Raw genomic sequence first — 24,898 nt, forward strand, 5'->3', positions numbered from 1 at the left:
CCATGGGCGCCGAGGCCCTGCGGGCGCTGCTCGGCCGCGTCCGCTACGAGGTGCTCCCGGCGAGGGCGACGGAGGAGAAGGTCCTCGCCCATGTGCCCCGCGACGTCGTGGTCACGGTCACGGCGTCGCCGGTGAAGGGGCTGGAGCCCACGCTCGGCCTGACCGAGCGGCTCGCGGCACAGGGATACCGCGTCGTCCCGCATGTGCCCGCACGGCTGCTGCGCGACGACGCGCACCTGAAGGACGTGGCCGAGCGGCTGCGTGCGGCGCGGGTCGACGACGTCTTCGTGCCGGCGGGCGACGCCGAGGTGCCGGCCGGGCCGTACGACGGAGCGCTGCCGGTGCTGCGCGCGCTGAGCGACCTGGGCAGGCCCTTCGCCGACCTGGGTATCACCGGCTATCCGGAGAGTCATCCGCTCATCCACGACGACATCACCATCCAGTCGATGTGGGACAAGCGGACGCACGCCACGTACATCGTCAGCAACCTGTGCTTCGACCCGCGCGTGCTCGGTGACTGGATCACCCGGATCCGGCGCCGCGCCATCACCCTGCCCGTGTACGTGGGCGTCGCCGGGCCCGTCCAGCGGGCGAAGCTGCTGGCCATGGCGACGAAGATCGGGGTGGGGGAGTCGACCCGCTTCCTCACCCGGCACCCCTCCTGGTTCCTGCGGTTCGCGGCACCCGGCGGATACGCCCCCGAGCGGCTGCTCGGCCGCGGCGCGCAGACGTTCTCCGGGCCCGCGGCAGCGGTCGTCGGCCTTCACCTCTTCACCTTCAACCAGATCGCCGAGACGGAGCGCTGGCGCCGGGCCCTGCTGAACCGCCTGGCCGCCTGAAATCGGCATACCCCGACCCCTTGACGGGTGTCGGCCCAGTCGGCCAGGGTGTTCCACCACAAGCAATGCAGTTCACATTACGCAACGAGCTCCTTCGAAGGGCGCGACCGTGGCAGATCTGTACGTGGACGGAGAATGGCGCGCTGCGGTGGCCGGCGGCCACCGGGAGATCCGCTGTCCCGCGGACGGTACGCCGGTCGCCACGGTCTCGGAGGCGACCCGCCCCGACACCGAGGCGGCGATCGGCGCCGCCCGGCGCGCCTTCGACGAGGGCCCCTGGCCCCGCACCCCCGAGCGGGAGCGCGGCGCCCTGCTGCTGCGCACCGCCGGCATCCTCGAGCGCGACGCCAAGGAGCTGGCCCGCGCCGAATCCCTCGACACCGGCAAGCGCCTGGCGGAGAGCGAGTACGACATCGCCGACGTCGTCTCCTGCTTCCGCTACTACGGCGGCATCGCCGGCACCAGCGCGGGACGGGTGGTCGACACCGGCCGCGAGGACGCCCTCAGCCGGGTCACCTACGAGCCCGTCGGCGTGTGCGGACTGATCACCCCCTGGAACTACCCGCTCCTGCAGGCCAGTTGGAAGGTCGCCCCCGCGCTTCTCGCGGGCAACACCGTCGTCCTCAAGCCCAGCGAGCTCACCCCCTCCACCTCCATCCTGCTGATGCGGGCGCTCGAGGAGGCGGGTCTCCCGGCCGGTGCCGCCAACCTGGTGCTGGGCGCCGGAGCCGAGGCGGGCGCGCCCCTCGCCGAGCACCCGGCCGTCGACATGGTGTCGTTCACCGGAGGCCTGCAGACCGGGCGGCACATCATGGCCACGGCCGCGGCGACGGTGAAGAAGGTCGCGCTGGAACTCGGCGGCAAGAACCCGAACGTGGTCTTCGCCGACGCCGACTTCGCCACCGCCGTCGACTTCGCGCTGACCGCCGTCTTCCTGCACTCCGGGCAGGTCTGCTCGGCCGGCGCCCGCCTCATCGTGGAGGACTCGATCCACGACGCCTTCGTCGACGAGGTCGTGCGCCGTGCCCGGCTCATCCGCCTCGGCGGACCCTTCGACCCCGACGCCGAGACCGGTCCGCTGATCTCCGCACAGCACCGCGAGAAGGTCGAGGCGTACGTCGCCGCGGGGCTCGCCGAGGGCGCCGTACTGCGCTGCGGCGGCGCACGTCCCGACGACCCCGCGCTGGCGGACGGCTTCTACTACCCGCCCACCGTCCTGGACGAGTGCCGGCAGGACATGCGCGTGGTGCACGAGGAGTCCTTCGGGCCCGTGCTCACCGTCGAGCGCTTCCACGACGAGGACGACGCCGTCCGCATCGCCAACGACACGGAGTACGGCCTCGCCGGCGCCGTCTGGACGCAGGACGCGGGCAAGGCCCAGCGCGTGGCCCGCAGGCTGCGCCACGGCACCGTGTGGATCAACGACTACCACCCCTATGTGCCGCAGGCGGAATGGGGTGGTTTCGGGCACTCGGGCGTGGGCCGCGAGCTGGGACCGACCGGCCTGGACGAGTACCGAGAGCCCAAGCACGTCTGGCAGAACATCCAACCCCGGCCGCAGCACTGGTTCCGCGGCTGAACGCCGAAAGAGGTCGATCATGACCCCAGCACAGACCGAGGTGTCGCAGCGGCGCGACACGTCCCAGGATCCCAAGGACCGCACCCCGGTCATCTCCGTGCGCCGGCTGTGGAAGGTGTTCGGGCCGAAGGCCGACGAGGTGCCGGGCTCCGAGGAGTTGTGCGGTCTCACCCGCCGCGAGCTCATGGACCGCACCGGCTGCACCGCCGCCGTACGGGATATCGACTTCGAGGTCTCGCCGGGCGAGGTCTTCGTCGTCATGGGCCTGTCCGGCTCCGGCAAGTCCACTCTGGTGCGCTGCCTGACCCGGCTGATCGAACCCACCGCCGGAGAGATCGTCTTCGAGGGCGAGGACATCCGGGGCGCCGACGCCCGGCGGCTGCGCGAACTGCGCCGCAGCAAGTTCTCCATGGTCTTCCAGCACTTCGGTCTGCTGCCGCACCGCAAGGTCGTCGACAACGTGGCGTTCGGCCTGGAGATACGCGGCATGGGCAGGGCCGAGCGCACCAGGAAGGCCCTGGAGACCGTCGAACTGGTGGGCCTGGCCGGATACGAGAACTCCTACCCCGACCAGCTCTCCGGCGGTATGCAGCAGCGCGTCGGCCTGGCCCGCGCCCTCGCCGGCGACCCCGACGTCCTCTTCTTCGACGAGCCCTTCTCCGCGCTCGACCCGCTGATCCGCCGCGACATGCAGAGCGAGGTCATCCGCCTGCACCACGAGGTCGGCAAGACCATGGTGTTCATCACCCACGACCTCTCCGAGGCCCTGAAGCTGGGCGACCGCATCCTGATCATGCGCGACGGCAAGATGGTGCAGTGCGGCACCGGCGACGAGCTCGTCGGCGCCCCGGCGGACGACTACGTACGGGACTTCGTGAAGGACGTGCCGCGCGGCGACGTCCTCACCCTGCGCTGGATCATGCGCCCCGCCGAACCCGACGACGCCCTCGACGGGCCCGAGTTGGGACCGGACGTCGTGGTGCGCGAGGCCACCCGGGCCGTCCTGGCCGCCGAGAAGCCGGTCAAGGTCGTGGAGAACGGCAAGCTGCTCGGCATCGTCGGCGACGAGGAGATCCTCTCCGTCGTCGCGGGACAGGCAGCCGGTCAGGAAGGCGGCGCGTGATGGCCGTCGTCGCCGACGCGACCGCGCCGGTTGCGACGCTGCGCAAGAAGGTCAGCCGCCCCATGGTGGTGGCGGCGATCCTGCTCGCCTGGCTGGTGCTCTTCGCCGTGCTGCGCGGCCGGCAGACGCTCACCCTCGCGGCGGCCGACCTCACCGGCCTGCACCGCCGGCTGAACGACCTCAACGACAGCATCGGGGCCAACCGCAACTCCAACCCGCTCTTCCTGTACTTCTTCAACGAGATCCGGCTGGTCATCGACAACCTGGTGACCTTCGTCCAGTCCCTGATCTCCCAGCCCGCCGGCACCCGCCCGGTCCCGCAGATCGGCTGGCTCGGCGTCGTCGGACTGACCGGCTATGTCTCCTGGGCCGTGGGCAACTGGCGGGTCGCGCTGCTGGCGGTCGCGGGCTTCACCTTCTTCGGGCTGCAGGGCCTGTGGCAGGAGAGCATGGACACCCTCGCGCTGACCCTGTCGGCGGTTCTGGTGGCGCTGCTCATCGGCATCCCGCTGGGCGTGTGGGCCGGTCTCTCCGACCGGTTCAACCGGATCATGACGCCCTTCCTGGACTTCATGCAGACGATGCCGACCTTCGTCTACCTCGCCCCGCTGACCCTGATCTTCCTCATCGGCGGGGCCTCCGCCGTGATCACCACGGTGATCTACGCGGCACCGCCCGCCATCCGCATCACCGCGCACGCCATCCGCTCCGTGCCCGAGACCACCGTCGAGGCGGCCGACTCGCTCGGCACCACACGGACACAGCAACTGCTGAAGGTGCTGCTGCCGATGTCCAAGCGCACGGTGGTCATGGGCGTCAACCAGACCATCATGGCCGCCCTGGCCATGGTGACCATCGCCGCCCTGATCGACGCGCCCGGCCTCGGCAAGACCGTCGTACAGGCCCTGCAGTCGCTCGACGTCGGCACGGCCTTCAACGCCGGACTCGCCATCGTCGTCATGGCCATCGTGCTCGACCGGGTCACCACCGCGGCGGCCGGACGCGCCGACGCGGCCCGCCGCAGCGGTGGCCGGCTGACGCAGTGGCGCCGCCCGCTGCTGGTGGCGGGCGGGATCGGCGCCGCCGTCCTCGTCTATCTGTCCCACACCTACGTCTGGGCGGCCGAGTTCCCCGGCAACGGCAGTACCGGCAGCCACATCGCGAGCGCCGCCGACACGACGACCACCTGGCTTCAGGACCACCTCTCCGGACTGACCAACGGCGTCCGTGACGTGATCACCAACGGTCTGCTGAACCCGTTCCAGACGCTGCTCACGGACTCCCCGTGGTGGCTCGTCGGCGTCATCCTGGTCGGGCTCGGCGCGGTGCTCGGGGGCTGGCGTGCCGCGGTGACGGCCGGCGTGTGCGTCGGGCTGCTGGTCGGCACGGGCGTGTGGTCGGACGGCATGACGACCCTCGCCTCCACCGCCGTGGCCACCGTGCTGGTGATGCTGCTCGGCGTCGTCTTCGGCGTGTGGATGGGACGAAGCCAATTCGTGGACCGGATCGTGCGGCCCACCCTGGACGCCGCACAGGTCATGCCGCCGTTCGTGTATCTCGTGCCGTTCCTGGCCCTCTTCGGGGCCACCCGGTTCACCGCGATCGTAGCGGCCGTCGTCTACGCGGCACCCGTCGCGATCAAGATCATCGCGGACGGGGTCCGGAACGTGTCCGCGTCCACCGTGGAGGCGGCCACCTCCGCCGGGTGCAACACCTGGCAGATCATCACCAAGGTCCAACTGCCGATGGCGCGCAGTGCCCTGACCCTCGCGACCAACCAGGGTCTGATCTATGTGCTGTCGATGGTTGTGGTGGGCGGCCTGGTAGGGGCAGGCGCCCTCGGCTACGACGTCGTGGCCGGATTCTCGCAGGGACAGCTGTACGGCAAGGGGCTGGCGGCGGGGCTCGCCATCGTACTGCTGGGAGTCATGTTCGACCGGATCACACAGGCTGCGGCGCGACGCACCAGGGCATAAGGAGCACGACACCATGGCAAGACACTGGCGAGCCGGCGCGGCCGGCCTGGCCGTCCTCGGCCTCACCCTCACGGCCTGCTCGGGCGCGAAGGTCGGCGACAGCACCTCCGCGGGCGCGAAGTCCTCGGGCGGCAAGTGCGGCACCTTCAACCTGGCCGTCAACCCGTGGGTCGGCTACGAGGCGGACGCGGCGGTCGTCGCGTACGTGGCGCAGCACGACCTCGGCTGTACGGTCCAGAAGAAGGATCTGAAGGAGGAGATCGCCTGGCAGGGCTTCGGGACCGGTGAGGTCGACGCCGTCCTGGAGAACTGGGGCCACGACGATCTGAAGACGAAGTACATCGCCGGGCAGAAGACCGCCGTCGAAGCGGGGTCCACGGGCAACAAGGGCGTCATCGGCTGGTTCGTGCCGCCGTGGCTGGCCAAGGCCCATCCGGACATCACCGACTGGAAGAACCTCAACAAGTACGCCGACAAATTCAAGACCTCCGAGTCGGGCGGCAAGGGCCAGTTGCTCGACGGCGACCCGTCGTACGTCACCAACGACGCCGCCCTGGTGAAGAACCTCAAGCTGAACTTCAAGGTGGTGTACGCGGGCAGCGAGACGGCGCTCATCCAGGCGTTCCGCACCGCCGAGAAGAACAAGCAATGGATGATCGGCTACTTCTACGAACCGCAGTGGTTCATGTCGGAAGTGCCGCTCGTGAAGGTCAACCTGCCCACGTACACCAAGGGCTGCGACGCCGACGCGGCGAAGGTCGCCTGTGACTATCCCGTCTACGACCTGGACAAGATCGTCAGTGCGCGGTTCGCCAAGTCCGGCAGCCCCGCCTACAACCTGGTGAAGAAGTTCAACTGGACGAACGACGACCAGAACACCGTGGCCAAGTACATCGCCGTGGACAAGATGTCGGACGACGCGGCGGCCAGGAAGTGGGTCGACGCCAACCGCGACAAGGTCGCCGCCTGGCTGAAGTAGCAGGGGGTCGGGAACGCCGGCCGAGGACGCCCGGCGGGCGGTGTGCACCCGTGCGCACCGCCCGCCGGGCATTGCCGTGTTCCGGGCCGTTTCCCGACGTCACCGACCCCTTGACACCCTCCATGGCGACAGGCACATTGAGTTGCGCAGCCTGAATCAAGTTGCGCAACAAGCAACTGAACCGGTCTCAAGTTCGGAGGTTGGGCGATGGCGGGACCCCGAGTGGTCATCATCGGAGCGGGCGTCGTGGGAGCCGCGCTGGCGGACGAGATCTCCGCACGCGGCTGGACCGAGGTGACCGTGGTCGACCAGGGCCCCCTCCCGGCCACCGGGGGCTCCAGCTCGCACGCCCCGGGCCTGGTCTTCCAGACCAACCCCTCGAAGACCATGACGGAGCTGGCCCGGTACACGGTCGAGAAGTTCTGCTCCCTCGAGGTGGACGGCAGGCCCTGCTTCCTCCAGGTCGGCGGCCTCGAGGTGGCGACCAGCCCCGAGCGCCTCGCCGAACTCCACCGCCGCCACGGCTGGATCACCGCCTGGGGCATCGAGGCGCGCCTGCTGACCCCGGACGAGTGCGTGGACAAGCACCCGCTGGTCGACCGCGACAAGATCCTGGGCGGCCTCCTGGTCCCCACCGACGGCCTCGCCAAGGCCGTCCTCGCCGTCGAGGCCCAGATCCGCCGGGCCACCGAGCGCGGCGTGCGCTTCCTCGCCCGGCACGAGGTCCTCGACGTCCGGCAGAGCGAGGGCCGCGTCACCGGCGTGGTGACCGACCAGGGCGAGATCGAAGCCGACATCGTCGTGTGCTGCGCCGGCATCTGGGGGCCGAAGATCGCCCGCATGGTCGGCATGAACCTGCCGCTCACCCCGCTCGCCCACCAGCTCGCCTGGACCGGCCCGGTCCCCGCGCTCGCCGGCCAGACCGAGGAGGCGGTCCGCCCGATCCTGCGCCACCAGGACGCCGACCTCTACTACCGCGACCGCTTCGACGGCCTCGGCATCGGCTACTACGGCCACCGCCCCATGCCGGTCTCCGCCGACGACATCCTCTCCGTGGACGAGGCCGAGCAGATGCCCTCGGTCCTGAAGTTCACCGAGGAGGACTTCGAGGACGCCTGGACCGAGACGCAGTCCCTGCTGCCCGCGACCCGCGAGGCCAAGGTCGAGGAGGGCATCAACGGCCTGTTCTCCTTCACCACCGACGGCTACCCGCTGCTCGGCGAGTCCCCGGACGTCAAGGGCTTCTGGGTCGCCGAGGCGGTCTGGGTCACCCACTCCGCGGGCGTCGGCCGGGCCGTCGCCGAATGGCTGGTCGACGGCCACTGCTCCTCCTTCGACCTGCACGAGTGCGACGTCAACCGCTTCGAGCCGCACCAGCTGTCCCCGGAGTACGTCCTGGCCCGCGACTGCCAGAACTTCGTCGAGGTCTACGACATCCTCCACCCCCTCCAGCCGTCCGGGAAGCCGCGCCCGATCCGCACCAGCCCCTTCTACGCCCGGCAGCAGGAACACGGCGCGTTCTTCCTCGAGGCGAACGGCTGGGAACGGCCCCAGTGGTACGAGGCCAACGCGGGCCTGGCCGAAGGCCGCGCCATCCCCACCCCCAACGACTGGGCCGCCCGCTACTGGTCGCCCGTCGTCGGCGCCGAGGCCCAGGTCACCCGGGAGACCGTCGCGATGTACGACATGACGGCCCTCAAGCGCCTGGAGGTCAGCGGCCCCGGAGCCGCCGGCTTCCTGGAGGGCCTGGTCACCGGCAAGGTCGCCAAGTCCGTCGGCTCGGTGACGTACACGCTGCTCCTGGACCACGACGGCGGCATCCGCAGCGACATCACCGTGGCCCGCCTCGCCCGCGACCGCTTCCAGGTCGGCGCCAACGGCAACCTGGACCTCGACTGGTTCACCCGCCACCTGCCCGCCGACGGCACGGTCCAGGTCCGCGACATCACCGCCGGCACCTGCTGCATCGGCCTGTGGGGCCCGCTCGCCCGCGAGGTGCTGCAGCCCCTCACCGACGCGGACTTCTCCAACGGGGGCCTGAAGTACTTCCGCGCCCAGCACGCCCACATCGGCAGCGTCCCGGTCACCGCGATGCGACTGTCGTACGTCGGCGAGCTCGGCTGGGAGCTGTACACCACCGCCGACCAGGGCCTGAAGCTGTGGGACACCCTGTGGGCCGCGGCCGAGCCGCTGGGCGGGATCATCGCCGGCCGCGGCGCCTTCAACAGCCTCCGGCTGGAGAAGGGCTACCGCTCCTTCGGCACCGACATGACCTACGAACACGACCCCTACGAGGCCGGCGTCGGCTTCGCCGTCAAGCTCGACAAGGGCGACTTCATCGGCAGGGAAGCGCTGGAGCGGCGCAGGACCAACGTGCGGCGCAGGCTGAGCTGCCTCACCATCGACGACCCGCGGGCGGTCGTCATGGGCAAGGAGCCGGTGTACGACGGTGACCGTGCCGTCGGCTATGTCACCAGTGCCGCGTACGGCTACACGATCGGCAAGGGCATCGCCTACGCCTGGCTCCCGGCGGAACTGGCCGAGCCCGGTACGACGGTGCACATCGGCTACTTCGACCAGCGCGTGCAGGCCGTCGTCGCCGAGGAGCCGTTGTTCGACCCGACCATGTCCCGCCTCCGTGGCTAGCCCTCGGGAAGGAGCTCCGCCGGTGACCGCACACCTCCTCGACGGCAAGGCCACCGCCGCCGCCGTCCGCCATGAACTCGCCGAGCGCGTAGCCAAGTTGACCGCGACCACCGGACGGCAGCCGGGCCTGGGCACCGTGCTCGTCGGCGACGACCCCGGCAGCCAGGCCTACGTCGCCGGCAAGCACCGCGACTGCGCGCAGGCCGGGATCGCCTCCCTGCGCCGCGAGCTGCCCGCCGACGCCACCCAGCGGCAGGTCGAGGACGTCATCGACGAACTGAACGCCGACCCCGCCTGCACCGGCTACATCGTCCAGCTCCCGCTCCCGCGCCACCTGGACACCAACGCCGTCCTCGCCCGCATGGACCCGGCCAAGGACGCCGACGGCCTGCACCCGGTCAACCTCGGCCGGCTCGTCCTCGGCGTCGACGCCCCGTTGCCCTGCACCCCGCGCGGCATCGTGGAACTGCTGCGGCGGTACGACGTCCCGCTGGCCGGAGCGCGCGTGTGCGTGGTCGGCCGGGGCATCACCGTAGGACGGCCGATCGGACTGCTGCTCACCCGCCGCTCCGAGAACGCCACCGTCACCCTCTGCCACACCGGAACCAAGGGCCTGGCCTGGCACGTACGCGAGGCGGACATCGTCGTCGCGGCGGCCGGCTCGCCCGGACTCATCACCAAGGACATGCTGCGCCCCGGCGCGGCCGTCCTGGACGTCGGCATCACCCGCACCGGGCACGGGCTCGTCGGCGACGTCCACCCGGAGGCCGCAGAGGTCGCCGGATGGCTCGCGCCGATGCCCGGGGGAGTGGGACCCATGACCCGAGCCATGCTGCTCGCCAACGTCGTCGAGGCCGCCGAGAGGAACGCGACCGCCGTATGAACGCCCTGAACACGCCCCTGGCGGAGCTGGACCCCGAGGTCCACGAAGCCCTCCGCGCCGAGCTCCTCCGCCAGCAGTCCACCCTGGAGATGATCGCCTCCGAGAACTTCGCGCCCACCGCCGTGATGGAGGCACAGGGCTCGGTCGCGACCAACAAGTACGCCGAGGGCTATCCCGGCCGCCGCTACTACGGCGGCTGCGAACACGTCGACGTCACCGAGCGCCTGGCCATCGAGCGGGTCAAGTCCCTCTTCGGAGCCGCCTACGCCAACGTCCAGCCGCACTCGGGCGCCCAGGCGAACACCGCCGTGTTCTTCGCCCTCCTCCGGCCCGGCGACACGATTCTCGGCCTCGACCTCGCGCACGGCGGCCACCTCACCCACGGCATGCGCATCAACTACAGCGGCAAGATGCTCGACGCCGTGCCCTACCACGTCTCCGGGACGGACCACCTCGTGGACATGGACGAGGTGGAGCGGCTCGCCAAGGAGCACCGCCCCAAGATGATCATCGCGGGCTGGTCGGCATATCCCAGGCAGCTGGACTTCGCGGCCTTCCGCCGTATCGCCGACGAGGTCGGTGCCCTCCTCATGGTCGACATGGCGCACTTCGCGGGCCTGGTCGCCGCCGGACTGCACCCCAGCCCCGTCCCGCACGCGCACGTGGTCACCACCACCACGCACAAGACGCTCGGCGGTCCCCGTGGCGGAGTCATCCTCACCAACGACGCCGACCTCGCCAAGAAGATCAACTCGGCGGTCTTCCCGGGCATGCAGGGCGGCCCGCTGGAGCACGTCATCGCGGCCAAGGCGGTCTCCTTCAAGGTCGCGGCCTCGCCCGAGTTCGCCGAACGCCAGGCCCGCACCCTGGCCGGCTCCCGCATCCTCGCCGAACGCCTCACCCGGCCCGACGCGGCCGCCGCCGGAGTGAAGGTGCTGACGGGCGGCACCGACGTCCACCTCGTCCTCGTCGACCTGCGCGACTCCGAACTCGACGGAAAGCGGGCCGAGGACCTGCTGCACGAGATCGGCATCACCGTCAACCGCAACGCCGTCCCCTTCGACCCGCGCCCGCCCATGGTCACCTCCGGCCTGCGCATCGGCACCCCCGCCCTGGCCACCCGGGGCTTCACCGAGGCGGACTTCACCGAGGTCGCCGACGTGATCGCGCTCGCCCTCCAGCCCGAGCCCGACGTGCCCGCACTGCGCGCCCGCACCGAGGCGCTGGCCGCCAGGCACCCGCTCTACCCGCACCTCTCGCACGACGGAGACGCCCGATGAGCCCCCGCACCCCCGGCGCCGACCTGCCCGACCACCCGGACTGGCTCTGGCGCACCCCCGAGCCCAAGCGGTCGTACGACGTCGTGATCGTGGGCGGCGGCGGACACGGCCTGGCCACCGCCCACTACCTGGCGAAGAACCACGGCATCACCAACGTCGCGGTGCTGGAGAAGGGCTGGCTCGCGGGCGGCAACATGGCCCGCAACACCACGATCATCCGCTCCAACTACCTGTGGGACGAGAGCGCGGGCATCTATGAGCACGCGTTGAAGCTGTGGGAGGGGCTGGAGGAGGAGCTCGACTACCCGATCCTCTTCTCCCAGCGCGGCGTCCTGAACCTCGCCCACAGTCTCCAGGACGTCCGCGACAGCGTCCGCCGCGTCGAGGCGAACCGCCTGAACGGCGTGGACGCCGAGTGGCTGGACGCCGAGCAGGTCAAAGAGGTCTGTCCGATCGTCAACACCTCACCCGAGGTGCGCTACCCGGTCCTCGGCGGGACCTACCAGCCGCGCGCCGGCATCGCCAAGCACGACTACGTGGCCTGGGGCTTCGCCCGCTCCGCGGACGCAGCCGGCATCGACATCATCCAGAACTGCGAGGTCACCGGCCTGGACGTGGTCGGCGGCCGGGTGGTCGGCGTGCAGACCACGCTCGGCCCGATCGCCGCGGGCAAGGTGGCCCTGTGCTCGGCCGGCCACACCTCGGTCCTTGCCGCCATGGCGGGCATCGAACTCCCCCTGCAGAGCCACCCGTTGCAGGCACTCGTCTCCGAACTGCTCGAGCCGGTGCACCCGACCGTGGTGATGTCCAACGCCGTCCACGTGTACGTCAGCCAGGCGCACAAGGGCGAACTGGTGATGGGCGCCGGCATCGACGCGTACAACTCCTACACCCAGCGCGGCGCCTTCCACATCATCGAAGAGCAGATGTCGGCCGCCCTGGAGCTGTTCCCGGTGTTCGCCCGCGCCCACGTGCTGCGTACCTGGGGCGGCATCGTCGACGTCAGCCCCGACGCCTCGCCCATCGTCGGCCTCACCCCGGTCGACAACCTCTACCTCAACTGCGGCTGGGGGACGGGCGGTTTCAAGGCCACCCCGGGTGTCGGCTGGGTCTACGCCCACACCATCGCCCAGGACACCCCGCACGCACTGAACGCCCCCTTCTCGCTCGACCGTTTCACCACCGGCGCGCTCGTCGACGAGCACGGCGCCGCCGCGGTGGCCCACTAGGACCACGAGAGGAGCCGAACCATGCTGCTCATCCCCTGCCCGTGGTGCGGGCCCCGTGACGAGGCAGAGTTCCACTACGGTGGCCAGGCCCACGTCCCCTACCCCGAGGACCCCGCCGCCCTCACCGACGAGGAGTGGGCGCGCTATCTGTTCTTCCGCGACAATCCCAAGGGCCCGTTCGCCGAGCGGTGGAGCCATGCGGCGGGCTGCCGCCGGTGGTTCAACGCGGTGCGGGACACGGCGACGAACGAGATCCTGGCGGTGTACCGGGTGGGGGAGACGCGCCCGGAGACGCTGGAGCCCCGTCCGGAGCAACCAGCCTGTCTGGGGGTACCCCCTCTGGGGGAGTTTGAGGACGAGGCCCGTTCAGGGCCGACGGGGGTCCAGGGGGCGGAGCCCCCTGGCGGGGTCGAAGGGGCAGAGCCCCTGGAGGATGGGACGGGTAGGGGCGGCGGGGGCGACCATCCCTTCCGCACCCCCACCGGCGGCCGAATCGACCGCGGCACCCCCCTCACCTTCACGTTCGACGGCACCGAATACCAGGGCTACCGGGGCGACACCCTCGCCTCCGCCCTCCTCGCCAACGGCGTCATCCAGGCCGCCACCAGCATCAGACTGGGCCGACCCCGAGGCATCTTCTCGGCCGGCGTGGAGGAACCCAACGCGGTCGTGCAGATCGAGGCACCCTTCCCCGAGCCGATGCTCCCCGCCACGACCGTCGAGCTGTACGAGGGCCTGGTCGCGAGCAGCCTCCCCGGCCAGGGCCGGCTCGCCACCGAGCCCGACCCCGCCCGCTACGACGCCGTACACGCCCACTGCGACCTGCTGGTCGTCGGCGCGGGCCCGGCCGGCCTGGCCGCAGCGGCGGCGGCAGCGCACTCCGGTGCACGCGTCATCCTCGCCGACGACCAGCCGGAGCCCGGCGGCAGCCTGCTCGGCACCGGCGAGCACCTCGACTGGGTCGAGGCGACGCGCGCACGGCTCGAAGCGGCCCCCGAGGTGCGCGTCCTGCGCCGCACCACCGTCTTCGGCCACTACGACGACAACCACCTCCTCGCCGTCGAACGCCGCACCCACCACCTCGGCGCGGATGCCCCGGCGAACGTCTCCCGCGAGCGTGTCTGGCGGATCCGTGCCCGGCGCGTGGTCCTCGCCACCGGCGCCCACGAGCGTTCGCTGGCGTTCGGTGACAACGACCGGCCCGGCGTGATGCTGGCGTCCTCGGCCCGGACGTACCTGCACCGGTACGCCGTGCTGCCGGGCCGGCACGCGGTCGTGTTCACCACCAACGACAGCGCCTACGCCGCCGCGCTCGACCTGGCGGCGGCGGGCGCGGACATCGCCGCGATCGTCGACACCCGGCCCGAGCCGGGGGAGTGGGCCGAGCGGGCCCGGTCCGCCGGGATCGAGGTGCTCGCCGGGCACGCGGTCACCGGCACGGAGGGCGCGGACCGGCTCACCGCCGTGACGGCGGCCCCGTACGGGGAGACCGCCCGAGACCGGCAGTCCCCCGGACAGCGGGAGTTCGCCGTCGACCTGCTCCTGGTCTCCGGCGGCTGGAACCCGGTCGCGCACCTGTTCAGCCAGTCGGGCGGCAAGCTCCGCCACGACGACGCGCTCGGCGCGTTCGTGCCCGGCACCGGCCGTCAGGCGGTGGAGGTCGCGGGCAGCGCGAACGGCGCCTTCGACCTCGCCACGGTCCTCGCACAAGGCGCGGCGGCCGGCGCCCGAGCAGTCGAGGCGGAGGGCTACCCGGCCGGGGCGCCCGCCCTCCCGGCCACGGCCGCCCAGCCGCACACCCCGCCCATGCAGGTCTTCACCGTCCCCACCGACACCGGCGCCCCCCGTTTCGTCGACCTCCAGCGCGACGTCACGGTGGACGACCTGGCGCGGGCCACCGGCGCGGGCCTGCGCTCGGTGGAGCACACCAAGCGCTACACCACCGCCGGCACCGGGGGCGACCAGGGCAGGACGGCCGGCGTGCTGGCGAGCGGGGTCGTCGCCGAACTCCTCGGCGTGGACATCTCGGCGCTCGGCCTGCCCACCTTCCGGCCGCCGTACACCCCGGTCTCCTTCGCCGCCCTCGCCGGGCGCGACCGCGGCGCGCTGAGCGACCCGGTCCGCACGACGGCCCTGCACCAGTGGCATGTGACGCACGGCGCGCTGTTCGAGAACGTCGGCCAGTGGAAGCGGCCCTGGTACTACCCGCAGGACGGCGAGGACATGGAGACCGCCGTGCTGCGCGAGTGCCGCGCCGCCCGCGAGGGCGTGGCCTTCATGGACGCCTCCACGCTGGGCAAGATCGACGTACAGGGCCCGGACGCGGCACTCTTCCTCGACCGGCTCTACACCAACATGATGGGCACCCTGAAGGTCGGCATGATCCGCTACGGCGTGATGTGCCGCCTGGACGGGATGGTCTTCGACGACGGCACGGTCATCCGGCTCGCCCAGGACCGCTTCCTGGTCACCACCACGACCGGCAACGCGGCGGCCGTCCTGGACTGGATGGAGGAGTGGCTGCAGACCGAGTGGCCCGAACTGCGGGTCCGCTGCACCTCGGTCACCGAGCAGTGGGCCACGGTGGCCCTGGTCGGCCCTCGCTCGCGTGCGGTGCTCGGCGCCGTCGCGCCCCAACTGGCCGTGAGAAATGAGGACTTCCCCTTCATGGCGTGGCGGGAGACGGCCGTCGCCGGCATCGACGCGCGCGTGTGCCGGATCAGCTTCTCCGGCGAACTCGCCTACGAGATCAACGTGTCACCGTGGGACGCCCTCGCCCTGTGGGAGGCGCTGTACGAGGCCGGTGCGCCGTACGGCATCACCCCGTACGGCACCGAGACCATGCACGTCCTGCGGGCCGAGAAGGGCTACCCGATCGTCGGCCAGGACACCGACGGCACGGTCACCCCGCAGGACCTCGGCATGGGCTGGGCGGTGTCGAAGAAGAAGCCCGACTTCGTCGGCAAACGCTCCTACGCCCGCGCCGACACCGTCCGCCCCGACCGCAAGCACCTCGTCGGGCTCCTCCCCGAGGACCCGGCCGCCTTCCTCCCGGAAGGCACGCACCTGGTCGCCGACAGCGAACTGCCCGCCCCGCCGGTGCCGATGCTCGGCCATGTCACCTCCAGCTACCGCAGCGCGGCGCTCGGCCGGACCTTCGCGCTCGCCCTGGTCAAGGGCGGCCGGGACCGCATCGGCGACCGCCTCTACGCACCCGTCGGCGACCACCTGGTCCCGGTGACCGTCGCCGCCCCCGTCCTCTACGACCCCGAGGGAGCCCGCCGCGATGGCTGACACCGCCCTGACCGCACGGCAGCGCAGCCCCCTGGCCGACGCCGCCCACCGCCTGGCCGCCGCGACGCGCTCCTCCCGGGGCGCGATCCGGCTGGCCGAACTCCCCTTCCTGGCCCAGGTGAACGTCCGCCTCGACGCCAAGGGTCCGGCGGCGGACGCCGTCGGACTGGCCCTGGGACTCCCACTGCCCCTGCAGCCCAACACCGTCGTGCACGCGGGGCACCTGACCGCGGTGTGGCTCGGCCCCGACGAATGGCTCGTGGTGGGCCTGCGCGGCACCGAGCGGGACCTGGAGAGCCGGATCCGTGCGGCTGCCGGTGACGAACCCGTCTCCGTCACCGACGTCTCCGCACAGCGCACCACCCTCCTGGTCGGCGGACCCCGCGCCCGCGACCTGCTGGCCCACGGCTGCGCGCTGGACCTGCACCCGCGCGCCTTCGGCCCCGGCCGCTGCGCCCAGACCACACTGGCCCGCACCCAGGTCGTCCTGGTGGCCCGCGACGAACCCCGGGCCGGCTTCTGGGTGCTGGTGCGCTCCTCCTTCGCCGGCTACCTGGCGGACTGGCTGCTGGACGCGGCCGTCGAATACCGGTGAGCGGCCCGGCAGGGCGGCAGAGCTGACCGGCGGTGCCGGGCCGACGCGAACGGTCGGCCCGGCACCGCCGGTCCACACGGACTCAGCCCACGTACCCCATCCGGTGGCTGATCTCCTCCGCGCCCTTGAGCAGCAGGGGCGCCAGCTCGTGCATGCGCTCCTCGGTGAAGCGGTAGGCGGGGCCGGAGGCGCTGAGGGCGGCGACGACCTCGCCGTGGTGGGAGCGGACCGGCGCCGCCATGGCGTGCAGTCCGATCTCGAGCTCCTCCAGCGTCACCGCGTACCCGCGTTCCCGCGCCTCGGTGAGGTTCTTCTCCAGCTTCGCCTTCGCGGTCAGGGTGTGCGGCGTGAGCTTGTGCAGTCCGCAGGCCGCGAGCACCTCGGCGCACGCCTTCGCCGGCAGGTGCGCGAGCAGGATCTTGCCGCTGGACGTGGCGTGCACCGGGGTGAGCTGCCCGACCCAGTTGTGGGTGCCGACGGCGCCCGGGCCGCGCACCTGGTAGAGGTTGACGGCGTAGTGCTCCTGCAGGACGGCGATGTTGACGGTCTCGCCGATCTCCTCGCTGAGCCGCTCGCACACCTCCCGGCCCAGCTGCGTGATGTCGAGGCGCCCCGTGACCGCGCCGGCCAGGCGCACGATCCCGAAGCCGAGCCGGTACTTGCCGCGCTCGGCCGTCTGCTCGACCAGGCCGCGCGCCTCCAGCGCCCCGAGCAGCCGGAACGCGGTCGACTTGTGGACGTCGATCTCGGCGGCGACCTCGCTGACACCCGCCTCCCCGCGCTGGGCGAGGATCTCCAGGACGCTGACGGCACGGTCGACGGACTGCACGCCGTTCACCGCCGGAGCCGTTGTTTCGCCATCTGCAACATGGTTGCTCATAGCGCAACTATACGCAGTGTCGGCCGCTTGGCCCCGTGCTGCGTAGGGGGAGGGTATACGACGGCTCCCCGGCCGGGGGAGCCGTCGTCGGCGGTGTTCTCGGAGGCCCCGCGAACCACGGGGTCAGCGGAAGACGACCGTGCAGTTGCCGTTGGTCAGCACGCGGCTCTCGCTGTGCCACTGCACGGCGCGCGACAGGACCCGGGCCTCCACATCGCGGCCCATGGCGACCAGCTGGTCCGGAGCGTGGGAGTGGTCCACGCGAACGACGTCCTGCTCGATGATCGGGCCCTCGTCGAGGTCGGGGGTGACGTAGTGCGCGGTGGCTCCGACGAGCTTGACGCCGCGCCGGTGCGCCTGCACGTACGGCCGGGCGCCCTTGAAGCTCGGCAGGAAGGAGTGGTGGATGTTGATGGCCCGGCCGTCGAGCCGCTTGCACAGGTCGTCCGAGAGGATCTGCATGTAGCGGGCGAGCACCACCAGGTCGACGTCGAGCTCGGCGACGAGCTCCAGCAGCCGGGCCTCGGCCTCGGCCTTGGTCTCCCGGCTCACCGGGATGTGGTGGAAGGGGATGCCGTAGTTGCGGGCCAGCGGCTCGAAGTCGCGGTGGTTGGAGACGATCGCCGGGATCTCGATGTGGAGCGAGCCCGTGGACTGGCGGAAGAGCAGGTCGTTCAGGCAGTGGCCGAACTTCGACACCATGATCAGCGCGCGGGTCGGTGTCGAGGCGTCGCGCAGCTGCCAGGTGATCCGGTACGCGTCGGCGACCGGGCCGAAGCCGGTACGCAGCCGCTCCAGCGACGTGTCCGGATGCGAGACCTCGAAGTGCACCCGCATGAAGAAGCGGTCCTGGAGGCGGTCGTCGAACTGCTGGCTCTCCAGGATGTTTCCTGATTGGTTCACGAGAAAGCTGGTGACCGCGTGGACGAGGCCGGCCCGGTCGGGGCACGAGAGGGTGAGGACGAACTCGCGGCCGGGCTGCGGGCGAGGGGTCATGGCATCCTCCGTTAGTGCGCAATGCGCAACGATAAGAGTGATACGCAACATCGTCCGGTGTGGGTGGCGGCCGGTCAAGAGGCTTGTTCTTAAAGGCGCGAGAAGATGCGCCATACGCAACAAACCTTCCGCCTGTGCACCCGCCGCTCGGCCTTCCGGCAGGTGGACGCGCCGTCCGGCGTCCGGTTCGGACAGGTCCTGCGGGCAGCCACCCATACTGGAGGTATGGCCATGCAACGGCGTGCGACCCGAAGGCCAGGCACCGCACAGGCGGCGGGGCCCAGGGACCAGGGGCACGCCCCGCAGCGGCCGCCGGCGCGGCTGCCCTCGGTCCTGAACGCGCACAGCATCGCCGGCCAGGTCCTCATCCTCCAGGTGGGGGTCGTGCTGCTGCTCGTCGTCGCCGCGGTGGTGGCCCTGGTGCTGCAGGCCCGCAGCTCCAGCCTGCAGATGGCCCGGGACCGCTCACTCGTCGGCGCCGAGACCTTCGCGCACGCCCCGGGGACGGCGGCCGCCATGAAGTCCACCGACCCCAGCGCACTGCTGCAGCCGCGCGCGGAGGAGGCCCGGAAGCTGGCCAGGGTCAACTACGTCATCGCCTTCAGCCCGGCCGGCATCCGCTGGACCCACCCCGACCCGCACCTCATCGGCAGGCGCGTCGTCGGCTCCTTCGCCGACGCGCTGGCGGGCAAGGTGCACCAGGCCACGTACAACACGCCCGGAGTGGGCCGGGCCGTGGACACGATGGTCCCGGTCACCGACGCGAACGGCAAGGTCGTCGGACTGGTCTCCGTCGGCATCTCGGTCCAGCGGGTGGACCGCATGGTGATGAAACAGCTGCCGCTGCTCTTCGGATCCGCGGCCGCCGGGCTGGTGCTGGTCGCGGGCGGGTCGGCCCTGGTGAGCCGGCGACTGCGACGGCAGACGCACGGTCTGGAACCGGCCGAGATGACGCGGATGTACGAGCACCACGACGCGGTCCTGCACTCGGTCCGCGAAGGCGTGCTCGTCCTCGACGGCAAGGGGCGGCTGGAGCTGGCCAACGACGAGGCGAGCCGACTGCTGGAGCTGCCCCCGGACGCGACGGGCAGGCGCATCACCGAGCTCGGTCTGTCCCCGAGCGCCGCGGCACTGCTCGCCTCGGACCGGACCGTCAGCGACGAGGTGATCCTGGCGGGGGAGCGGCTGCTCGCGGTCAACGTGCGCCCGACCGCCCCGCACGGCGGGCCGGGCGGCAGCGTGGCGACCCTGCGGGACACCACCGAGCTGCGCGAGCTGGCCGGCCGTGCCCGGATCGCGCGGGAACGCCTGCAACTGCTCTACGACGCCGGGGTGCGGATCGGTACCACACTCGACGTGGTGCGCACGGCGGAGGAACTGACCGAGATCGCCGTGCCCCGGTTCGCGGACTTCGCCACCGTCGCGCTGCTGGAGGCGGTGCGCCGGGGTGAGGAACCCGACGGTACGAGCCTCACCATGCACCGTACGGCCGTACGCGGCGTCCACGACGGCCATCCGCTGTACCGGGTGGATGAGGTGATCACCTGGCTGCCGGAGATGCCGCAGGCGCAGGGGCTGCGCCGTGGCCATGCCGTGCTCGAGCGCGATCTGCTGGCGACGCGAAGCTGGCAGGCGCAGGATCCCCAGCGGGCGCGGCGCATGCTGGACGTCGGCATCCGCTCGCTGGTCACCGTGCCGCTGCAGGCCCGCGGCATCGCGTTGGGAGTGGCCGACTTCTGGCGCGCGGACCAGGATCCCTTCACGGAGGAGGATCTGGCCGTCGCCGAGGAACTGGCGGCCCGTGCGGCGGTCGCGATCGACAACGCCCGCCGCTACACCCGTGAACACACCATGGCGGCCACCCTGCAGCGCAGCCTGTTGCCGCGTGCCCTGCCCGAGCAGTCGGCCCTGGACGTGGCCTACCGCTACCTCCCCGCCCAGGCGACGGTGAGCGGGGACTGGTTCGACGTCATCCCCCTGCCCGGGACCCGGGTCGCCCTCGTCGTCGGCGATGTCGTCGGCCACGGACTGCACGCCGCCGCGACCATGGGCCGCCTGCGCACCGTGGTCCACAACTTCTGCGCCCTCGATCTGCCCCCCGACGAACTCCTGAGCCACCTGGACGAACTGGTCGCGCAGATCGACGAGACCGAGGCCGCCGGGCAGGAGGGCGCCGGCATCACCGGCGCCACCTGCCTGTTCGCGGTCTACGATCCCGTCTCCGGCCGCTGCTGCATCGCCCGGGCCGGTCATCCCGGACCCGCCCTCGTCAGCCCGGACGGCACGGTCACGTTCCCCGACGTTCCTGTCTCCCCGCCGCTCGGCCTCTGCGCCGGCCTGCCCGTCGAGACCGCCGAACTGCACCTGGCCGAGGGCTCCCGGCTCGCTCTCTACTCCGACGGACTCGTCGAGAACCGCGACCGGGACCTCGACACCGGCCTCCGGCTCCTCGCCGGTGCCCTGGCCGAGCCCGACCGGACACCGGAACAGGACTGTCAGGCCGCGCTCGACGCCCTGCTGCCCGACCGTCCCAGCGACGACATCGCCCTCCTGGTCGCCCGCACCCGGCTCACGGACCCGGACCGGGTCGCCGACTGGGACGTGCCCTCCGAGCCCGCCGCCATCGCTCCCCTGCGCGCCGCCTGCGCCCGCCGCCTTGAGTCCTGGGGTCTGGACGAGATCTCCTACACGACCGAGCTCATCCTCAGCGAACTGGTCACCAACGCCATCCGCTACGGCGGCGAGCCCATCCGGCTCCGTCTGCTGCTCGACCGGGACAGTCTGATCTGCGAAGTCGCCGACGGCAGCAGCACATCACCGCACATGCGCCGCGCGGCCACCACCGACGAGGGCGGCCGCGGCCTGTTCCTCGTCGCCCAGTTCGCCCGCCGCTGGGGAGTCCGGTACACCGCTCGAGGCAAGGTCATCTGGTGCGAACAGGCACTGGAGGCCGCCGAGGGCGGGCTTGAAGCCATGGGCGACGCCGCGCTGGACCAGTGGGACGAGTCCGCCTTCTGAGCATCTCCGTCGTCGGGGAGGAGCGGCACGCCGGGCAGCCGTTGCCTCACCGCCGTCCACCGCCGCGAGGACACACCGGTCGCGGTGCCTTCTCCCGGGTTCCAGCGGCTCAGAGCTGACTGAGAGGTGGCTGTGTAAGGCTGGCGCGCGCCCACACCCCCCTCAGGAGCCTCCGGATGACTCTGATCAACGGTCTGCCCGCCCATGTCCTGTTCGTCCACGTGGTCGTCGTGTTGATACCCCTCACCGCGCTGGCCCTGGTGACGGCCGCGCTCTGGCCGCGCGCCGCCCGGCGGCTGGGCGTCCTGCTCCCGGTGCTCGCCTTCGTGGCACTGGCCGGCGTGCCGCTGACCACACACGCCGGCGAGTGGCTCGAACGGCACGTGGGCGATGACCCCCTGGTACGCCGGCACACCGAGCTGGGTGACGGACTGCTGCCGTGGGCCCTGGGTCTGTTCGCGCTGGCGGCGGTCGTGTGGTGGGCGGGGCGGCGCGCTCCCGCCGAGCCTGGACAGGGCCGCGGCACGCGCTGGTCCGCCCTGCCGGTACGGATCGTCGTCGGCGTGCTCTCGCTGGCCGTCGCGGTGGGAGCGGTCGTGGACGTCTACCGGATCGGCGACTCCGGAGCGAAGGCCGCCTGGCACGACGCCTACTCCAAGACGGCGACGGGGTCCAAGGGCCACGGCGACTGATCAGGCACCCACCGCTCGACAGGGCCCCGGCGCGGAGTTCCGCGCCGGGGCCCTCGGCGTCCCTGGCGGGCCGCCGGTTCTCGTGGTGTGCGCTCGGGGCCGAAGGACCCCCGGCCCGGCCCGAGTGGCCCGTGGCGCCCCCGGCCGCACGGGCCCACGCTGGGAGCAGAAGCCACGAAGGGAGCCGGTGCGATGACCTCCACCACCACCATGAGTGCGGCTCTTGAGCCATTGCACCGCGAACAGCTGATGCGCCTGGCCCACGACATCTCCTTCGAGGCAGGGACCCGCCTGTTCGAGGAGGGCCGGCACGCCGACCGGTTCTGGATCGTGCGCACCGGCACCGTCGCCCTCGACCTGCACGTACCGGGCCGTCGGCCCGCCGTCATCGAGACCCTCGGTCACGGCGAACTGGTCGGCTGGTCCTGGCACTTCCCGCCGTACCTCTGGCACCTGGGCGCCGAGGCCATCAGCCCCGTGCGGGCCTGGGAGTTCGACGCCGGGGCCGTGCGGGCGAAGTGCGCGGAGGACCCGGAACTCGGGCGGGCGATCGCCGTCTGGCTGGGGCGCGTGGTCGCCCAACGGCTGCATGCCTCCCGGGTCCGGCTGCTCGACCTCTACGCCCCCTACGGCAGCGGCAGTCCGACGTGACCCTGGTCCTGTGAGGAGAGCGCGATGGACAGCAGCCCGCACCGGGTGAGTGACGTGATGACGCGAGCCGTCGTCGCCGTGGGCCGCAAGGCTCCCTTCAAGGAGATCGTCGAGCGCATGGAGCATTGGGAGGTCAGCGCCCTGCCCGTGCTGGAGGGCGACGGACGGGTGGTCGGCGTGGTGTCCGAGGCCGATCTGCTGCCCAAGGAGGAGTTCCGGGACAGCGATCCGGACCGGTTCACGCAGCTGCGCCGGCTGCCGGACCTGGCCAAGGCGGGGGCCGTGTGCGCCGAGGAGCTGATGAGCACCCCGGCGGTCACCGTGCACGCCGACGCCGCGCTGGCCGAGGCCGCGCGCATCATGGCGCTGCGGCACGTCAAGCGCCTGCCCGTGGTGAACGCGGAGGGCGTGCTGGAAGGCGTGGTCAGCCGCGGGGACCTGCTGAAGGTGTTCCTGCGGCCGGACGACGACCTGGCCGACGAGATCCGGCGCGATGTCGTCGACCCGCTCTTCCCGGCCCCGGTGGAACCGGTCCATGTCGTGGTCACCGATGGCGTCGCGACCCTGACCGGGCGGGTGCAGGACCCCGCGCGGATTCAGCTCGCCGCACGCATGGCGCGCGGCGTGGAGGGTGTCGTGGGCGTGGACTGCCGGCTCACCGTGGCCGGTGCCGAGTGACGGCCGCGAGTGACGGCCGGGTGACGACAGGACGACGAACTCGGTGACGAGCCGAACCTTTTGACGACAAGACGACAAATGTGGCCTCAGCTGCCCGTGTTCAGCCCCGCCCGCCGCTGAGGTTCCCCCACTCCGGCCCGATCTGCCGCCACTCCTCGTCCCATTCGGCCATGCGCCGCCGCACGAGCCGGGAGCGGACCACCCACCCCACGGTCCAGACGGCCGCACCGGCCGGTACCGCCACGAGGGCGCCGGTCAGGGCCGCCTGCACGCTCGCCGCCTCGCCGGTGACCGGTGCCGACACCAGATGGCCGGCGCGATCCGCCCACACGGCCACCGGGGTGCCCGCCGGGGCTGCCGGGTAGATCTGGGTCCGGCCCGTGTGCACGGAGCCGTCCGGGTCCGTCCAGCGCACGGTGGCCGGCACGCGGCCGTCGTCGTATCCACCGGCGGTGGCGGGCGTCTTCGCCGCATCGTCGGTGAGCACGGCGGACACGGCATGGGCCCGGGCCGCCCGCGCCGCGAACGCCGCGTCGGTGATCTGGGCCGCCACCGTGCCCGCGAGGGCTCCGCCGACCAGGGTGAACAGCCAGGCCGCGAGCACGATCCAGCCCTCGACGACGTCGCTGTGCCGCCTGAGCGGATTGCGGCGCCAGCGCCAGAGCCGTACCCGGGTGGCCGTCGTGGGAGGTGTCCGCGTCATCGTCGCCGCCTCCTGTCGTGGGCCCGACGTCGTCTGTCAGGGCGTGCGCACGCTGCCGGCCTCGGGGAGGTCGGGGTCGAGGTCAGGACGGCGGGGCGGTCCGGCCAGTGCGCAGCGCACATCCACCACACCCGCCACGGCCCGTGCGAGCCGGGCGGCGAGCGGTATCAGGGCCGTCTCACGGACCCGGCCGGCCAGCGTGACGACACCGTCGCACACCTCCACCCGGACGGTGACGGCGCGCGGGCCGAAGAGGCGTACGACGACCTCGTGCCGGACCTCCTCGGCGATGTCCTCGTCGTCCCGCAGAAACACCTTCAGCAGGTCCGAGCGGCTGACGATGCCACGGAGAGCGAGGTCACGGCCGACGACGGGCAGCCGCTTGACCCGGGCGCGGGCCATGAGGCGCGCGGCATGGGCGAGCGTGGCGTCCGCTGCCACGGTGACGGCCGGCGAGGTCATCAGCTCGGCCGCGGTCACCGCGTCCGCCTTGCGGACCTCGGCGGGGTGGCTCATCTGACCGTACCGGCCGATGTCACCGTCCTGGTACTCCTGCTTGGCCAGCAGATCGCCCTCGGAGACGACACCGACGACACGGCCGGCATCGTCCAGCACCGGCAGGGCGCTGACCTGCCAGTCGCGCATGACGTTCACGATGTCCTTGAAGGCCGCCCCTGCGCGCAGGGCCACGACCCGGTGGGTCATCACGTCGTTCACCAGGGCCGGAGTGCCGTTCATGGCGTCCTCCAGGGCGTGGGTGCCGTCTTCGGACACCTTCAGGCTGCGGCGGCGGAGCCGTTCGTGACATGGGCCGAGTGGTCCCGATCCCCTGCCCCGTCGGCCCTGCGCGCTCCGCG

The 24,898-nt window shown here is 71.8% G+C and carries 19 protein-coding genes; 15 read left to right on the forward strand and 4 right to left on the reverse strand.

The features are described from left to right. Positions 1 to 2: 2 nt before the first annotated feature. From ACWDEN_RS41820 to ACWDEN_RS41870, 11 genes are all read left to right on the forward strand, one after another. The gene (locus tag ACWDEN_RS41820) at positions 3 to 839 is read left to right on the forward strand and encodes a methylenetetrahydrofolate reductase (RefSeq protein WP_351618033.1); all 837 of its coding nucleotides are present in this window, start codon (positions 3 to 5) and stop codon (positions 837 to 839) included. Between the two features lie 109 nt (positions 840 to 948). Further along, complete coding sequence (locus ACWDEN_RS41825; RefSeq protein ID WP_351618030.1) at positions 949 to 2,418, forward strand: aldehyde dehydrogenase family protein; 1,470 nt, start codon at positions 949 to 951, stop codon at positions 2,416 to 2,418. Positions 2,419 to 2,437: 19 nt separating this feature from the next. Then, positions 2,438 to 3,541: a quaternary amine ABC transporter ATP-binding protein gene (locus ACWDEN_RS41830; protein WP_351618027.1), complete on the forward strand. Its 1,104-nt coding sequence runs from the start codon at positions 2,438 to 2,440 to the stop codon at positions 3,539 to 3,541. Next, complete coding sequence (locus ACWDEN_RS41835; RefSeq protein ID WP_351618024.1) at positions 3,541 to 5,517, forward strand: ABC transporter permease; 1,977 nt, start codon at positions 3,541 to 3,543, stop codon at positions 5,515 to 5,517. Before ACWDEN_RS41830 ends, ACWDEN_RS41835 begins: the two co-directional genes overlap by 1 nt. A 13-nt stretch (positions 5,518 to 5,530) precedes the next feature. Beyond that, entirely contained in the window at positions 5,531 to 6,496 is a 966-nt protein-coding gene (locus ACWDEN_RS41840; RefSeq protein ID WP_351618021.1) for an ABC transporter substrate-binding protein, read from the forward strand. A 207-nt stretch (positions 6,497 to 6,703) separates the two neighbouring features. Continuing rightward, positions 6,704 to 9,142: a GcvT family protein gene (locus ACWDEN_RS41845; protein WP_351618018.1), complete on the forward strand. Its 2,439-nt coding sequence runs from the start codon at positions 6,704 to 6,706 to the stop codon at positions 9,140 to 9,142. A 22-nt stretch (positions 9,143 to 9,164) separates the two neighbouring features. Then, positions 9,165 to 10,025 (forward strand): bifunctional methylenetetrahydrofolate dehydrogenase/methenyltetrahydrofolate cyclohydrolase, encoded by an 861-nt coding sequence (locus ACWDEN_RS41850; protein ID WP_351618015.1) that lies wholly within the window; start codon positions 9,165 to 9,167, stop codon positions 10,023 to 10,025. Further along, positions 10,022 to 11,305, forward strand: a complete 1,284-nt coding sequence (glyA, locus tag ACWDEN_RS41855) for a serine hydroxymethyltransferase (RefSeq protein WP_351618012.1) — start codon at positions 10,022 to 10,024, stop codon at positions 11,303 to 11,305. Before ACWDEN_RS41850 ends, glyA begins: the two co-directional genes overlap by 4 nt. Next, positions 11,302 to 12,534, forward strand: coding sequence for a sarcosine oxidase subunit beta family protein (locus ACWDEN_RS41860; RefSeq protein WP_351618009.1), 1,233 nt, complete (start codon positions 11,302 to 11,304; stop codon positions 12,532 to 12,534). The genes glyA and ACWDEN_RS41860 overlap by 4 nt, the downstream gene beginning before the upstream one ends. A 21-nt stretch (positions 12,535 to 12,555) precedes the next feature. Next, positions 12,556 to 15,828, forward strand: coding sequence for a sarcosine oxidase subunit delta family protein (locus ACWDEN_RS41865; RefSeq protein ID WP_450863177.1), 3,273 nt, complete (start codon positions 12,556 to 12,558; stop codon positions 15,826 to 15,828). Continuing rightward, complete coding sequence (locus tag ACWDEN_RS41870) at positions 15,821 to 16,423, forward strand: sarcosine oxidase subunit gamma (RefSeq protein ID WP_351618003.1); 603 nt, start codon at positions 15,821 to 15,823, stop codon at positions 16,421 to 16,423. Before ACWDEN_RS41865 ends, ACWDEN_RS41870 begins: the two co-directional genes overlap by 8 nt. 82 nt (positions 16,424 to 16,505) lie before the next feature. On the opposite strand, the gene ACWDEN_RS41875 is transcribed toward ACWDEN_RS41870, so the two are convergent. Continuing rightward, positions 16,506 to 17,303, reverse strand: a complete 798-nt coding sequence (locus ACWDEN_RS41875) for an IclR family transcriptional regulator (RefSeq protein WP_450863180.1) — start codon at positions 17,301 to 17,303, stop codon at positions 16,506 to 16,508. A 123-nt stretch (positions 17,304 to 17,426) separates the two neighbouring features. Beyond that, positions 17,427 to 18,299 carry a formyltetrahydrofolate deformylase gene (purU, locus tag ACWDEN_RS41880; protein WP_351621759.1) on the reverse strand — a complete coding sequence of 291 codons (873 nt, stop codon included), beginning with the start codon at positions 18,297 to 18,299 and terminating at the stop codon, positions 17,427 to 17,429. Between the two features lie 225 nt (positions 18,300 to 18,524). On the opposite strand from purU, the gene ACWDEN_RS41885 reads away from it, so the two are divergent. The 4 genes from ACWDEN_RS41885 (at position 18,525) to ACWDEN_RS41900 (ending at position 23,338) form a co-directional block, all read left to right on the forward strand. Further along, positions 18,525 to 21,317 carry a SpoIIE family protein phosphatase gene (locus tag ACWDEN_RS41885; protein ID WP_450863182.1) on the forward strand — a complete coding sequence of 931 codons (2,793 nt, stop codon included), beginning with the start codon at positions 18,525 to 18,527 and terminating at the stop codon, positions 21,315 to 21,317. Positions 21,318 to 21,493: 176 nt separating this feature from the next. Beyond that, positions 21,494 to 22,009 carry a DUF2231 domain-containing protein gene (locus tag ACWDEN_RS41890; protein WP_351621756.1) on the forward strand — a complete coding sequence of 172 codons (516 nt, stop codon included), beginning with the start codon at positions 21,494 to 21,496 and terminating at the stop codon, positions 22,007 to 22,009. Positions 22,010 to 22,201: 192 nt separating this feature from the next. After that, positions 22,202 to 22,660 carry a cyclic nucleotide-binding domain-containing protein gene (locus tag ACWDEN_RS41895; protein WP_351621753.1) on the forward strand — a complete coding sequence of 153 codons (459 nt, stop codon included), beginning with the start codon at positions 22,202 to 22,204 and terminating at the stop codon, positions 22,658 to 22,660. 24 nt (positions 22,661 to 22,684) lie between these two features. Beyond that, the gene (locus ACWDEN_RS41900; RefSeq protein WP_450863184.1) at positions 22,685 to 23,338 is read left to right on the forward strand and encodes a CBS domain-containing protein; all 654 of its coding nucleotides are present in this window, start codon (positions 22,685 to 22,687) and stop codon (positions 23,336 to 23,338) included. 100 nt (positions 23,339 to 23,438) lie between these two features. Here ACWDEN_RS41900 and ACWDEN_RS41905 read toward each other — a convergent pair whose 3' ends face one another. Next, positions 23,439 to 24,041, reverse strand: coding sequence for an Rv1733c family protein (locus tag ACWDEN_RS41905; RefSeq protein WP_450863186.1), 603 nt, complete (start codon positions 24,039 to 24,041; stop codon positions 23,439 to 23,441). A gap of 36 nt (positions 24,042 to 24,077) precedes the next feature. Then, positions 24,078 to 24,779 (reverse strand): CBS domain-containing protein, encoded by a 702-nt coding sequence (locus ACWDEN_RS41910; protein WP_450863201.1) that lies wholly within the window; start codon positions 24,777 to 24,779, stop codon positions 24,078 to 24,080. Positions 24,780 to 24,898: the final 119 nt, after the last annotated feature.

It is taken from the genome of Streptomyces sp. NPDC001153 (assembly GCF_053598315.1).